The 14,542-nt window shown below is 53.6% G+C and carries 10 protein-coding genes; 4 read left to right on the forward strand and 6 right to left on the reverse strand.

The genetic code is table 11. The annotated features are described in order from the left end of the window. Positions 1–10: 10 nt before the first annotated feature. The 6 genes from HFD92_RS05085 to serC all read right to left on the reverse strand — a co-directional run bounded on the left by HFD92_RS05085 (position 11) and on the right by serC (position 7,959). A complete protein-coding gene (locus HFD92_RS05085) occupies positions 11–2,266 on the reverse strand; it encodes a DNA internalization-related competence protein ComEC/Rec2 (protein ID WP_167428434.1) in 2,256 nt (751 codons plus the stop codon). Between the two features lie 204 nt (positions 2,267–2,470). After that, positions 2,471–2,755: an integration host factor subunit beta gene (ihfB, locus tag HFD92_RS05090; protein WP_003849360.1), complete on the reverse strand. Its 285-nt coding sequence runs from the start codon at positions 2,753–2,755 to the stop codon at positions 2,471–2,473. 82 nt (positions 2,756–2,837) lie between these two features. Continuing rightward, entirely contained in the window at positions 2,838–4,511 is a 1,674-nt protein-coding gene (gene rpsA / locus HFD92_RS05095; protein ID WP_009091109.1) for a 30S ribosomal protein S1, read from the reverse strand. Between the two features lie 108 nt (positions 4,512–4,619). Next, positions 4,620–5,306 (reverse strand): (d)CMP kinase, encoded by a 687-nt coding sequence (gene cmk / locus HFD92_RS05100; protein ID WP_046101522.1) that lies wholly within the window; start codon positions 5,304–5,306, stop codon positions 4,620–4,622. Positions 5,307–5,504: 198 nt separating this feature from the next. Beyond that, on the reverse strand, positions 5,505–6,791 hold the full coding sequence (gene aroA / locus HFD92_RS05105) for a 3-phosphoshikimate 1-carboxyvinyltransferase (RefSeq protein ID WP_140924433.1): 1,287 nt from the start codon (positions 6,789–6,791) through the stop codon (positions 5,505–5,507). 82 nt (positions 6,792–6,873) lie between these two features. Continuing rightward, positions 6,874–7,959, reverse strand: a complete 1,086-nt coding sequence (serC, locus tag HFD92_RS05110) for a 3-phosphoserine/phosphohydroxythreonine transaminase (protein ID WP_167428435.1) — start codon at positions 7,957–7,959, stop codon at positions 6,874–6,876. A 314-nt stretch (positions 7,960–8,273) separates the two neighbouring features. On the opposite strand from serC, the gene ycaO reads away from it, so the two are divergent. The 4 genes from ycaO (at position 8,274) to pflA (ending at position 14,529) form a co-directional block, all read left to right on the forward strand. Further along, positions 8,274–10,037, forward strand: coding sequence for a 30S ribosomal protein S12 methylthiotransferase accessory factor YcaO (ycaO, locus tag HFD92_RS05115; protein ID WP_140924435.1), 1,764 nt, complete (start codon positions 8,274–8,276; stop codon positions 10,035–10,037). Between the two features lie 371 nt (positions 10,038–10,408). Continuing rightward, entirely contained in the window at positions 10,409–11,269 is an 861-nt protein-coding gene (gene focA, locus HFD92_RS05120; RefSeq protein WP_167428436.1) for a formate transporter FocA, read from the forward strand. Between the two features lie 72 nt (positions 11,270–11,341). After that, a complete protein-coding gene (gene pflB / locus HFD92_RS05125) occupies positions 11,342–13,624 on the forward strand; it encodes a formate C-acetyltransferase (RefSeq protein ID WP_009091120.1) in 2,283 nt (760 codons plus the stop codon). 164 nt (positions 13,625–13,788) lie between these two features. Then, the gene (gene pflA / locus HFD92_RS05130; protein ID WP_167428437.1) at positions 13,789–14,529 is read left to right on the forward strand and encodes a pyruvate formate lyase 1-activating protein; all 741 of its coding nucleotides are present in this window, start codon (positions 13,789–13,791) and stop codon (positions 14,527–14,529) included. Positions 14,530–14,542 lie beyond the last annotated feature (13 nt).

Here is a 14,542-nt window from a genome sequence, read left to right on the forward strand (position 1 = left end):
GCCGGCCATTCTACCTGGAATCACGTTTGACGCCAAACCACTGATGATACCAACGGGGCATTAATTGATCCCGCAGGCTGAAAACCTGCACGCTGCCCTGCTCTATCCTGATGCTGATTTGCCCTGACTGCCCGGTATCCAGCCAGTGAAAACCGGCGGCGTGATAGGCTTCCACGACCCGTTTTGCAGGCATACGCCATGCATTGTAGCGCGCCAGAGAGGCGATTGCGGTGTGGCCTGCCGCTTTGCGCAGCAGCAGTGAGGTGGACGAAGTGCGGCTGCCGTGGTGCGGCACCTGCAGGATATCGACCTTCAATCCCTCCTTTTCCAGGGCCACCAACTGACGCTCCGCCCTGGCTTCAATATCGCCGGTTAACATCAGCCGCACCTGACCATCATCAACAATCATCACGCAGGAGTCGTTGTTTCCACCGGGTAAAGGGGCCGTCAGCGGCCAGATGACCCGAAAAGTGAGCTGTCGCCAGCGCCACTGCGTGCCACGCACACAGGGTAAGTGCGTCCTGTCCGCCAGCGCACTTCTGATTTCCGCTGCGGGCCAGCGCTTTTTGATCGCATCCAGCCCGCCGGTATGATCAAGATGTTTATGGCTGAGGATCACCTGCTTCAGGCGCAGCTGCCTGCGCTCCAGCCACGGAATAATCACCCGACTGCCTGCATTATCGTTCTGCCAGCGTGGCCCGGTGTCATAGATCACCGCCTCGTCGCCCTGGCTGATCACCAGGCTCAGTCCGTGTCCGATATCCAGCATATCGATACGCCAGCCCCGTTCCTGATTGGGCTGGCGACTGAGTATCATCGCCAGGGCGATCGCGCTGCTGCTCACAGGAAAAGCGAAAAAGAGCTGCGCGCGCCAGAGGATCAGGCCGCCCCAGACCATGACCGTAAACCAGGTTGTGCCACTCAGTGGATACCAGCCCGTCGGCAGCTGCTTCAGGCAGTAAAACAGCGCTCGCAGGGAAAGATCGGCCGCGCTCCAGAAGAAGCCGGAGAGCTGTGTGACCGGCAACAGCATGGCGAGCGTCATCAGGGGCATGGTAATGAATGAGACAACCGGAATCGCGACGAAATTTGCCATCAGGGCCGTCAGGCTGATGCCGTTAAAAATCGCCACCTGCAGCGGTACCATTAAAATCATCATGCCCGCCTGCAGATGCAGCAGCTGAAGTGGCAGCCAGCGTCGTTGATGCCGAAGCGCGGCAGGCAAGGGAAACCAGTGATACCAGACCAGCAGCATGCCGACAGCCAGTACCGAGAGCCAGAAGCTGTCAGAAAGTACGGTTAAGGGGTCTGCCACCAGCAGCAGTGCAATACAGAATGTCCAGACCTGCCAGCTGTTCAGCTGAATACCGGCAGTCCGGGTTATTCCCCATAGCGTCAGGGCAAGCAACGAACGCTCTGCGGGCGGCTGCGCGCCTGAAAGCCAGGTATAGAGTGCGGCGAACAGCCAGCTCACGATGAGAGGAAAAAGATAGCCGACACAGCGGGCTGGCAAAAAGAACTGCACGCCGCGCGCAATCAGCCAGCCGGTGCTGGCCGCTAAGGCGATGTGCATACCGGAGATCGCCATCAGGTGCGCAGTGCCCGTCTCACGCAGAAGCTGACGCGTCTGCTGGCTCATCTCATCACGAACGCCAAACGCCAGCGCTTCCAGCGTCGCCCGTGAAGCGAGGCCGCGGGTGCTCTCCCGATGCCCCAGAATAAACCGCCAGCGCGCGTCACAGCGCTCATCAATTGCGACCTGCTTCAGGATCCGACCCTGTAGCGGCGTATTGTTAGCGAGTGCGAAACGCTGGGCATCAAAATCGTCTTCGTTGAGACGGGCATGGACCGGTCGCAGACGCAGTTGCATCGTCCAGCGCTGTCCGGGACAGTAGAGCGCTGAGTCAGCATCGAAATAGATCCAGGCGAAGCGCGGCGGAAATATCCTTCTGCCCTCTTCTTCCAGCAGGCGAACCTGGATTTGCCTGCGCGCCTGGCGCAGTTCAGCGATCTGAATCGTGTAGCTCCCGGTACGTGCAGAGAAATGTTCAATGTCCCGCACTATCAGACGGGCGTCGTAGCACGCCCAGCTCAGAAGCAGCAGCGTGATACCGATCAGACGAACGGGCTGATAAGGAGAATGCAGCAGCACCAGACCGGTAAGAAGGAACATCAGTATCATCTGGCCTGAAGGCAGCCGGGCCATCAGCAGTAGCGGCAGTGTGGCCACAATCGTCAGTCGCGCCAGAACAGTCCATGTCAGCATAATCATATCCATCGGGTCAGTTCGGTAAGTCTGAACCCCTCAGGAGAAAGTAACAGGAGAGAATTGCGCTGGCCCGAGCGGGCTCGCAAAGAACTTGTGATGGATAGCGTCAGATGAGAACAGCGTGGATAGCCGATCGCAGACAGGATAGCGGGCAAAAAAAAACGACATCCGGAGATGTCGTTTATCGGGTTCGGTATCGGCTTAGCCGTAAATATTTGCGCGATCGCGCAGCTCTTTACCTGGCTTAAAGTGGGGAACGTATTTACCTTCCAGATCCACTTTGTCACCCGTTTTCGGGTTACGCCCGGTGCGCGGAGCGCGATAGTGCAAAGAAAAGCTGCCGAATCCCCGGATTTCGATGCGCTCACCCTGTGCCAGCGTCGTGGCCATGTGCTCGAGCATCTCTTTTACTGCATCCTCAACGACTTTCGCCGGTATATGAGTATGCTGTCCCGCCAGTCTTTCAATCAGTTCTGACTTGGTCATGTAACCTCCGGTTTATCCCTCAGGGAAAGTATGACAGCTTTTACCGAAACCGGGTGGTTACCCACCCGGTGCTTCAGGTCGATTACTCGCCTTTAGCCGCTTTGAACGCTTCAGCCATCGCGTTAGAGAAGTTGCCTTCTTCCTGTTTGGTGTTAACAGTGTTGATAGCTTCTTTCTCATCAGCCTGGTCTTTCGCACGAACAGACAGGCTTACGACACGGTTTTTACGATCAACGCCGGTGAACTTAGCTTCAACGTCGTCGCCAACGTTCAGAACCAGAGTGGCGTCTTCAATGCGGTCCAGTGAAGCTTCAGAAGCGCGCAGGTAACCCTCAACGCCGTCTGCTAATTCAACTGTAGCACCTTTAGCATCAACTGCAGTCACTTTACCGGTGACGATCGCACCTTTCTTGTTCAGAGTGATGTAGTTGTTGAACGGATCTTCTGCCAGCTGTTTAACGCCCAGAGAGATACGCTCGCGCTCTGCATCAACCTGCAGTACAACGGCAGCGATTTCGTCGCCTTTTTTGTACTCACGAACGGCTTCTTCGCCAGTCGCGTTCCAGGAGATGTCAGACAGGTGAACCAGACCGTCGATGCCGCCGTCCAGGCCGATGAAGATACCGAAGTCAGTGATTGACTTGATTTTACCTTCAACACGATCGCCTTTGTTGTGCGTCTCAGCGAACAGCTGCCATGGGTTAGATTTACACTGCTTCAGACCCAGGGAGATACGACGACGCTCTTCGTCGATGTCCAGAACCATAACTTCAACCACATCGCCTACGTTAACAACTTTAGACGGATGGATGTTTTTGTTGGTCCAGTCCATTTCAGAAACGTGTACCAGACCTTCAACGCCTTCTTCGATTTCCACGAAGCAGCCGTAGTCAGTCAGGTTGGTCACACGACCGGTCAGGCGGGTGCCTTCCGGATAGCGTTTAGCGATAGCAACCCATGGATCTTCGCCCAGCTGCTTCAGACCCAGAGAAACACGGGTACGCTCGCGGTCGAACTTCAGCACCTTAACGGTGATTTCGTCGCCAACGTTAACGATTTCGCTTGGATGCTTAACGCGCTTCCACGCCATATCAGTGATGTGCAGCAGGCCGTCAACGCCGCCCAGATCAACGAATGCACCGTAGTCAGTGAGGTTCTTAACGATACCTTTAACTTCCATGCCTTCCTGCAGGTTTTCCAGCAGCTGATCGCGCTCTGCGCTGTTTTCAGATTCGATAACGGCACGACGTGAAACCACGACGTTGTTGCGTTTCTGATCCAGCTTGATTACTTTGAACTCAAGCTCTTTGCCTTCCAGGTGCAGCGTATCGCGCACCGGACGCACATCAACCAGTGAACCTGGCAGGAACGCACGGATACCGTTCAGCTCAACTGTGAAGCCGCCTTTAACTTTGCCGTTGATAACACCGGTAACAGTTTCAGCGTCTTCGTAAGCTTTCTCCAGCGTGATCCATGCTTCATGGCGCTTAGCTTTCTCACGGGACAGCAGGGTTTCACCGAAGCCGTCTTCCACTGCATCCAGAGCAACATCAACTTCGTCGCCAACCTGGATTTCCAGTTCGCCGGCTGCGTTCTTGAACTGCTCTGCAGGGATTGCAGATTCAGATTTCAGACCCGCATCAACCAGAACGACATCTTTGTCGATAGAAACGACGATGCCACGAACGATAGAACCCGGGCGGGTTTCGATTGTTTTTAAGGATTCTTCAAATAGTTGAGCAAAAGATTCAGTCATATTGATAATCTTCAGGATTCTTCAATTTAACGTCCATCTGACTTCATGTCGGATGGGGTTGTTTCACATGCCCTGCACCGGATCCGTGGTATAGGGTTATTAATTCAGTTAAGCCGGGATGCCCAGCTTTTCGCGGGCATAGTGTAGCGCTTTTTCAATGACCTGGTCGATAGACATCTCAGTCGAGTCTAATACCAGTGCATCGCCAGCGGCGACGAGAGGCGCAATTGCGCGGTTACGATCGCGGTCGTCGCGCTCTTTTATCTCGGCTAAAAGACGGTCAAAGTTAACATTAAAGCCCTTTTCCTGCAACTGTAGCATACGGCGCCGGGCGCGCTCTTCCGGGCCGGCATCCAGGAAAATTTTCACTGGCGCATCAGGAAAAACCACGGTGCCCATGTCCCGGCCATCCGCAATCAGACCCGGCATCTCGCGGAAACCACGCTGGCGGCGCAATAGTGCTTCGCGCACCCGGGGAAAGGCAGCGACACGGGAAGCGGTGTTGCTCACCTCCTGCGTACGGATCTCTCCGGTGACATCCTCCCCTTCCAGTATGACCTGCATTTCACCCTTTTGAGAGACAAAGCGCACATCAAGGTGTGCAGCAATCGGCACTAACGCCTCTTCCGATTCGATATCCACCTGATGATGCAATGCGGCTAACGCCAGCACGCGATAAATAGCACCGGAGTCCAGCAGATGCCACTGCAGCGATTCTGCCATGGCTTTGCACAGGGTTCCTTTCCCCGCGCCACTTGGCCCATCGATAGTTATGACCGGGGCAGTTACTGTCATTATTCCCTCCTGTTGCTGCGTGCTTCATGGCCTGTCGGCCACCCTTAATGGTTAGCATTATACGCTGCATAGCCGTGCTTGGTTACCCTTTCGCACTGAGCGGCTGGGAAAATTTAGTCAAATAAGAGGATATCCGGGCGATTAAAGCCAGATTAAATCAGGGAAAATCCGGTGCGGGAACGCACCGGAGAAGGTCTGTCAGGCGCGCAGGCTGATTTTCTCAAGCTGCACAAAATAGTCCGGGAAGGTTTTTGCCGTACAGCCTGGATCAAGAATGGTGACCGGCGTATCAGAGAGCGCCACCAGAGAAAAACACATCGCCATGCGGTGATCGTTATAGGTGCCAATATCCGCATGAATCAGTGTCGCTGGCGGCGTGATGCGGATGTAGTCATGGCCCTCTTCGACCTCTGCGCCCACTTTACGCAGTTCAGTGGCCATCGCGCTCAACCGGTCGGTCTCTTTTACCCGCCAGTTATAAATATTACGTAACTGCGTTGTCCCTTCTGCAAACAGTGCCGTGGTCGCAATGGTCATCGCCGCGTCCGGGATATGGTTCATATCCATGTCGATCGCCTGCAGTTTTCCGGCGGTGCAGGCAATATAGTCATCACCCCACTCAATGCTCGCGCCCATCTTTTCCAGCACGTCAGCAAAACGGATGTCACCCTGCACGCTCTTACGTCCGATCCCGGTGACCCGAACCGTTCCGCCTTTGATCGCGGCGGCGGCCAGGAAATAGGAGGCGGAAGAGGCGTCGCCTTCGACCAGGTAATCCCCTGGCGACTGATACTGCTGCGCACCTTTGATCAGGAAGCGTTGATAGTGCTGATTTTCAACGTCGACGCCAAAGCACTGCATCAGATTGAGCGTGATGTCGATGTAGGGTTTCGATACCAGATCGCCTTTAATGGTGATGCAGGTGTCCTGCTGAGCCAGCGGCGCAGTCATCAGTAGTGCGGTCAGGAACTGACTGGAGACGCTGCCATCCACACTGACGTCACCGCCGGTAAATCCCCCGCGTAAACGCAGCGGCGGATAGTGTTCGTTTTCCAGATACTCAATGGTCGCCCCACCCTGACGAAGCGCATCCACCAGATGGCCGATTGGGCGCTCTTTCATGCGTGGTTCGCCGGTCAGTTCGACATCGTGCTGACCCAGGCAAAGTGCTGCTGCCAGCGGGCGCATTGCGGTTCCGGCATTACCCAGAAACAGCGACAGCGGTTGTGCGGCATGCAGCGGGCCGCCATTCCCCGTCACTTCACACACGGTGCGATCGTCTGAAAGGGTATAGCTGACGCCCAGTGCGGTCAGCGCATTCAGCATGTGCTTTACATCATCGCTGTCGAGTAAATTGGTGAGTCGGGTGGTGCCTTTTGCCAGTGCAGCCAGCAGCAGTGCACGATTGGAAACGCTCTTGGAGCCAGGCAGATTTACCGTGCCGTCGACGCGCGCAATCGGTTGAAGAGTCAGGGAGTCCTGCATGTGAAACGAAATCCTCAAAAAATACAGAGACCTCGTCGCAGGACGAGGTCTGGCATCAGCATCAGCGCTGATATCTTATCGGTTAGCCGTGATGGCGTTCAAAATCGACCATGAAATCAGTCAGGGCCTTAACACCTTCCAGCGGCATCGCATTATAAATAGAGGCGCGCATACCACCTACTACACGATGTCCTTTAAGCGCATGTAATCCATTCTTAAATGACTCTTCCAGGAACAGCGCATCCAGTGAGGCATCGGCCAGCTGGAAAGGAATGTTCATCCGCGAGCGGTTTTCTGTCGCCACATCATTGCGATAGAAGTCGCTGCCATCAATCACACCGTAAAGCAGGTCAGATTTTGCCTGATTGATGCGATCAATTTCAGCTACACCGCCTTTCTCTTTCAGCCATTTAAACACCAGACCCGAAAGGTACCAGGCAAAAGTCGGTGGCGTGTTAAACATGGAGTCGTTATCGGCCAGAACTTTGTAATCGAGGATAGAGGGAACAGAGCTGTGTGCCTGACCCAGCAGATCTTCGCGTACGATGACCAGCGTCAAACCAGCCGGGCCCACATTCTTCTGCGCGCCGGCATAGATCACACCGTAACGGCTGACATCAATCGGACGTGAAAGAATGGTAGAGGAGAAGTCAGCGACAACGGTTTTGCTGCCAAAATCGGGCTGTTCATCAATAGCGATGCCGTCGATGGTCTCATTCGGACAGTAGTGCAGGTAAGCGGACGCTTCGCTGACGGCCCATTCGCGCATCGGCAGAATGGCACGTTTACCGTCACGGGTTGTTTTGACATCCAGCGTGCGCGGGGAGCAATACTTTTCCGCCTCTTTAATGGCACTGTGCGCCCAGTAACCGCCATCAACATAGTCGGCCGTTGTCGCGGACCCCAGCAGATTGCCCGGCACGGCAGCGAACTGCGCACGTGCGCCCCCATGACAGAATAAAACTTTGTAACCGGCCGGGATTTTTAGCAGATCACGGAAGTCCTGTTCGGCTTCCTCAGCCACCTGAATAAACTCTTTACTGCGGTGACTGATCTCCATTACAGAGGTACCCAGACCGCGCCAGTTCGTCAGTTCCTGTTCTGCACGACGGAGCACTTCTACCGGTAGCATCGCCGGGCCAGAGCTAAAATTATAAACCTGCGTCATTTCCCCTCACCACTGTCATATCGAACGGTTATGAATAATCATCCGGTTTTATCACTGCATTCTGATAGCTGCAATCATAAATCAGGAGGCGGTCACATTTTCTGACTCTGCCGCGCCGGATGTTATGTTACCAATGCAAACCTGCACGAAATTTTGTGAGGCGTCGTTCAGCACGATAAAAGTGCGTCTGGCCGGTAAAGCGAAGTAATGGAAAACTACAGCGGTAAATTTATCCCGCCCTGATAGCGGTCTTCAGGCAAAATCCGTATCATGGCGCGCTTTACGCACCCTATGACAACTGAGAGAGCGGCACTATGACGCAAACATTTATCCCGGGCAAAGATGCCGCACTGGAAGACTCCATTGCGCGTTTCCAGAATAAGCTGCAGGATCTTGGCTTTAATATTGAAGAAGCTTCCTGGCTGAATCCTGTTCCCCATGTCTGGTCTGTGCATATTCGCGACCGCGATTGCCCGCTCTGTTTTACCAACGGCAAAGGCGCCAGTAAAAAAGCGGCGCTGGCCTCCGCGCTGGGCGAATATTTTGAGCGTCTCTCAACGAACTATTTCTTTGCTGACTTCTGGCTTGGAAAAAAGATCGCGAACGGCGATTTTGTTCACTATCCCAATGAAAAATGGTTTGCTGCCCCTGAGGATGAATCCTTACCTGAGGGGATTCTGGACCCGCGTCTGCGCGCCTTTTACGATCCAGACCAGGCGCTGACGGCGTCCGGATTAATCGATCTGCAGTCCGGTAATGCTGAACGGGGCATCTGTGCCCTGCCGTTTACCCGCCAGTCCGACCAGCAAACCGTTTATATCCCGATGAATATCATTGGTAACCTCTATGTCTCTAACGGCATGTCGGCGGGTAACACGGCCAATGAAGCGCGTGTTCAGGGGCTCTCTGAGGTGTTTGAGCGCTACATCAAAAACCGCATTATTGCTGAAGCTATCAGCCTGCCGGCGATCCCGGATGAGGTGATGCAGCGCTACCCTGACGTGATCGAAGCGATTGCCCGTCTTGAAGCGGAAGGTTTCCCGATTTTCGCCTACGACGCCTCACTGGGCGGTAAATATCCGGTGATCTGCGTGGTGCTGTTTAACCCGGCCAACGGAACCTGCTTTGCCTCCTTTGGGGCGCATCCCGATTTTGGCGTTGCGCTGGAGCGTACCGTCACCGAGCTGCTGCAGGGCCGGAGCCTGAAAGATCTGGATGTGTTTACCCCACCGACGTTCGACGATGAAGAAGTCGCCGAGCACGCCAACCTTGAAACCCATTTCATTGATTCAAGCGGCCTGATCTCCTGGGATCTGTTTAAAGAGACGGCGGATTATCCCTTTGTGGACTGGTCCTTCGCGGGCAGCACTGAAGAGGAGTTTGCCACACTGATGGCGATCTTTGCTTCAGAAGATCAGGAAGTCTATATCGCTGACTATGAGCATCTGGGTGTCTACGCCTGTCGCATCATCGTGCCTGGCATGTCTGATATCTATCCGGCAGAAGACCTCTTCCTGGCAAATAACAGCATGGGAGCGGGCATACGTGAAACCCTGCTGGCACTGCCTGATAGCAACTGGAATCCGGAAGAGTATCTCGATTTAATCGGGCAACTGGATGACGAAGGTTTCGATGACTTTACCCGCGTCCGCGAGCTGCTGGGTCTGGCCACCGGTAAAGATAACGGCTGGTCGACGCTGCGTATCGGTGAATTAAAGGCGATGCTGGCTCTGGCAGGTGGCGATCTGGAGCAGGCCCTGATCTGGACGGAGTGGACAATGGAATTTAACAGCTCTGTCTTTACGCCAGAGCGGGCAAATTACTACCGCTGCCTGCAGACCCTGCTGCTATTAGCGATGGAAGATGAGCGTGACCCGCTGCAATACCATCATGCCTTCACGCGGATGTATGGTGAAAGCGCAGTGGAAGCCGCCTCGGCCGCCATCAGTGGTGAACAGCCGTTTAACGGACTTCAGGCGGTTGATGATGATCTGCTGGCATTCCCGGCTCATCAGTCTCTGCTTGCGGCTTACGAAAAACTGCAAACGGCCAAACGCCACTACTGGAAAAACGCGTAATTCCTGACGCGTCAGCGGGTCGATAGTCGATCCGGCATGGCACTGCATTTACCGGGTGCCATGCTATTTTCTTTTCATGAAACATTAGCTGCATTAAATCCCTTTCCCGCAACATCCCATTGTTTTATTTAACATACGGATGACCAATAAGTTACAAACGCCATTCCGGACAGGCAATCACAGACCTGATATTAAAATAATCCTGCATATTTTAAAAAATATTTAATTAAATAAATTCAATATCTTACAACAAAATTATTCAGTTTTCCTGTGACAAAATGGTTACCGTTCTGGCAAACATGATCCACATCAATTACTTGCTACTACTCCTTTGTTACTATTTTTTCAGACAACTTCTGGAGTAAGTTAGTGTGAAAACTGACAACCCTTTTAATCTATTACTTCCGGCCGCAATGGCAAAAGTTGCTGAAGATGCCGGAATTTATAAAGCCACCAAACACCCCTTTACCACTTTCTTTCTGGCGTTAACCGCTGGCGTATTTATCTCAATCGCATTCGTTTTTTATATCACAGCCACCACCGGCAGCGGCACAATGCCCTATGGCATAGCCAAACTGATTGGGGGTATCTGCTTCTCACTCGGCCTGATGCTGGTCGTCGTGTGTGGTGCCGATCTCTTCACATCGACGGTCCTCATCGTTGTGGCCAAAGCCAGTGGACGTATCAGCTGGGGCCAGCTGGCCCGTAACTGGATCAACGTTTATGTCGGTAACCTGGGCGGTGCCCTCTTCTTTGTCGCCCTGATGTGGTTTGCCGGACAACATATGGTTACTAACGGTGCCTGGGGATTAAATGTGCTGCAGACCGCCGATCACAAAATGCACCATACCTTTATTGAAGCGGTCTGCCTGGGCACATTGGCTAATCTGCTGGTCTGCCTCGCGGTCTGGATGAGTTATTCCGGCCGTAGCCTGACCGATAAACTGGTGGTGATGATTCTGCCCGTTTCGATGTTTGTAGCCAGTGGTTTCGAACACAGTATCGCCAACATGTTTCTGATCCCCTATGCCATCACTATCCGCGACTTTGCGACACCTGAGTTCTGGCAGGCGGCAGGGGCGACAGCAGCACAGTTTCACTCACTGACCGTCACTCGCTTTATTCTCGACAACCTGATCCCCGTAACTCTGGGTAACATTATTGGCGGCGGCGTTCTGGTGGGTCTGACTTACTGGGTGATCTATCTCCGTAAAGGTGACCCGGTACACTAAACGTATTTTTGATGGCACAGCCCATCCGCTGTGCCTGACCGTAACAGTCTCTTCATCTAAGGCAGGTATAGTATGACCGAACTTAATGCAAAACTGGCCACAGCATGGGAAGGATTTGCTGAAGGCGAATGGCAGAATAGCGTCAACGTGCGCGATTTCATTCAGAAGAACTACACCCCTTATGAAGGTGATGAGTCATTCCTGGCGGGTGCAACTGAAGCCACTACCAAATTGTGGGAAAGCGTGCTGGAAGGGATCAAAATTGAGAACCGCACCCACGCGCCTGTCGACTTTGACACCGATCTTGCTTCAACCATCACCTCACACGACGCTGGCTACATCATCAAGCCACTGGAAAAAATCGTAGGTCTGCAGACTGAAGCCCCTCTGAAGCGCGCCATTATTCCTTACGGCGGCATCAAAATGGTGGAAGGCTCATGCAAAGTTTATGGCCGTGAGCTTGATCCTTCACTGAAAAAAATCTTTACCGAATACCGTAAAACCCACAACCAGGGTGTGTTCGACGTCTATACACCAGACATCCTGCGCTGCCGTAAATCCGGTATTCTGACCGGTCTGCCGGACGCGTATGGTCGCGGACGTATCATCGGTGACTATCGTCGTGTCGCGCTCTACGGCATCGATTTCCTGATGGCGGATAAATTCGCGCAGTTCACCTCACTGCAGAACGATCTGGAGAATGGCGTAAATCTCGAAGCAACGATTCGTCTGCGTGAAGAGATTTCCGATCAGCACCGTGCGCTGGCGCAGATCAAAGAGATGGCGGCAAAATATGGCCACGACATTTCCGGCCCGGCCACCAACGCTGCCGAAGCGGTACAGTGGACCTACTACGGCTATCTGGCCGCCGTGAAATCACAGAATGGTGCTGCGATGTCCTTTGGTCGCGTATCCACCTTCCTGGATGTCTACATTGAGCGTGACCTTAAAGCCGGTAAGCTGACAGAAGAACAGGCCCAGGAGCTGATCGACCATCTGGTGATGAAACTGCGCATGGTCCGCTTCCTGCGCACGCCTGAATATGATGAGCTGTTCTCAGGCGACCCAATCTGGGCCACTGAATCCCTGGCCGGTATGGGCGTTGATGGCCGTACACTGGTCTCAAAAAGCACGTTCCGCTTCCTGAACACCCTCTACACCATGGGACCGTCACCCGAGCCGAACATGACCATTCTGTGGTCAGAGAAACTGCCGATTAACTTTAAGAAATTTGCCGCTAAGGTCTCTATCGACACCTCATCCCTGCAGTATGAGAACGATGACCTGATGCGTCCGGATTTCAACAATGATGACTACGCCATTGCCTGCTGCGTCAGCCCGATGATTGTCGGCAAACAAATGCAGTTCTTTGGCGCGCGAGCCAACCTGGCGAAAACACTGCTCTATGCAATCAACGGCGGTGTTGATGAAAAACTGAAAATGCAGGTGGGCCCGAAAGGCGACAAAATCAGCGACGACGTGCTGAATTTCGACACCGTCATGGAGCGTATGGATCACTTCATGGACTGGCTGGCAAAACAGTATGTGACCTCGCTGAACATCATTCACTACATGCATGACAAGTACAGCTACGAAGCGGCACTGATGGCCTTACACGACCGGGACGTCTATCGCACCATGGCGTGCGGTATTGCGGGACTCTCTGTGGCGGCGGATTCACTTTCCGCGATTAAATATGCCAAAGTGAAACCTATCCGTGATGAAGACGGCCTGGCAATTGACTTCGATATCGAAGGTGAATATCCGCAGTTCGGTAACAACGATCCGCGTGTGGATGACCTGGCCTGCGATCTGGTTGAACGCTTCATGAAGAAAATCCAGAAGCTGACCACCTATCGCAATGCCGTGCCGACTCAGTCTGTCCTGACCATTACGTCAAACGTGGTATATGGTAAGAAAACCGGTAACACCCCGGATGGACGCCGCGCTGGTGCACCGTTCGGACCAGGTGCTAACCCGATGCACGGTCGCGACCAGAAAGGTGCGGTAGCGTCACTAACCTCCGTTGCGAAACTGCCGTTTGCCTATGCGAAAGATGGTATCTCGTACACCTTCTCCATCGTGCCGAACGCGCTGGGCAAAGATGATAACGTGCGGAAAACCAACCTTGCCGGTCTGATGGATGGTTACTTCCATCATGAAGCCAGCATCGAAGGCGGTCAGCATCTTAACGTCAACGTGATGAACCGTGAAATGCTGCTGGACGCGATGGAGCATCCTGAGAAGTATCCACAGCTGACCATCCGCGTTTCCGGTTATGCTGTTCGCTTTAACTCGCTGACTAAAGAGCAGCAGCAGGATGTGATTACCCGTACCTTTACTCAGTCACTGTAATCACCGCCCTGCCCGCTTAAAAAGGCTCCGCGCGGAGCCTTTTATTTAAAAGTCTGTTCTGGTGGTCGTCTCTGTGAAGGTGTCCACCAGAATCGATTTCCTGCCCTGAGCGCAACAGAGATTGCGCCGTCTGTTACGGCAGACTCACTGGAGAAAACATCGCAATGTCAGTTAACGGTCGTATCCACTCGTTTGAATCCTGCGGCACCGTCGATGGTCCCGGCATCCGCTTCATTACCTTCTTCCAGGGCTGCCTGATGCGCTGCCTTTACTGTCACAATCGAGATACCTGGGATACCCATGGTGGCAAAGAGATCAGCGTCGAAGCCCTGATGGCGGATGTGCTCTCCTATCGCCATTTCATGAACGCCTCTGGCGGTGGCGTCACCGCATCCGGAGGCGAAGCCATTCTTCAGTCTGAGTTTGTGCGCGACTGGTTTCGTGCCTGCAAGGCGGAAGGCATTCATACCTGTCTCGACACCAACGGTTTTGTCCGCCGTTATGATCCGGTGATCGATGAACTGCTCGACGTGACCGATCTGGTGATGCTCGACCTCAAGCAGATGAATGACGATATCCACCAGATTCTGGTGGGCGTGTCGAATCATCGCACGCTGGACTTTGCCCGCTACCTGCAGAAAAAAGGCAAACGCACCTGGATTCGTTTTGTCGTGGTGCCAGGCTATTCCGACGATGATGATACTGCGCACCGGCTGGGTGAATTCACTCGCGATATGGAGAATGTTGAGAAGATTGAACTGCTGCCTTACCACGAGCTGGGTAAGCACAAATGGATTGCGATGGGGGAAGAGTACAAACTGGATGGCGTGAAGCCGCCGAAGAAAGAGACAATGGAGCGGGTAAAAAATATTCTTGCCAGCTACGGACACGAAGTCATGTACTGAACCATTTTATGCC

The organism is Pantoea sp. EKM101V (genome assembly GCF_011800325.1).
GTDB classification, from domain to species: domain Bacteria; phylum Pseudomonadota; class Gammaproteobacteria; order Enterobacterales; family Enterobacteriaceae; genus Pantoea; species Pantoea anthophila.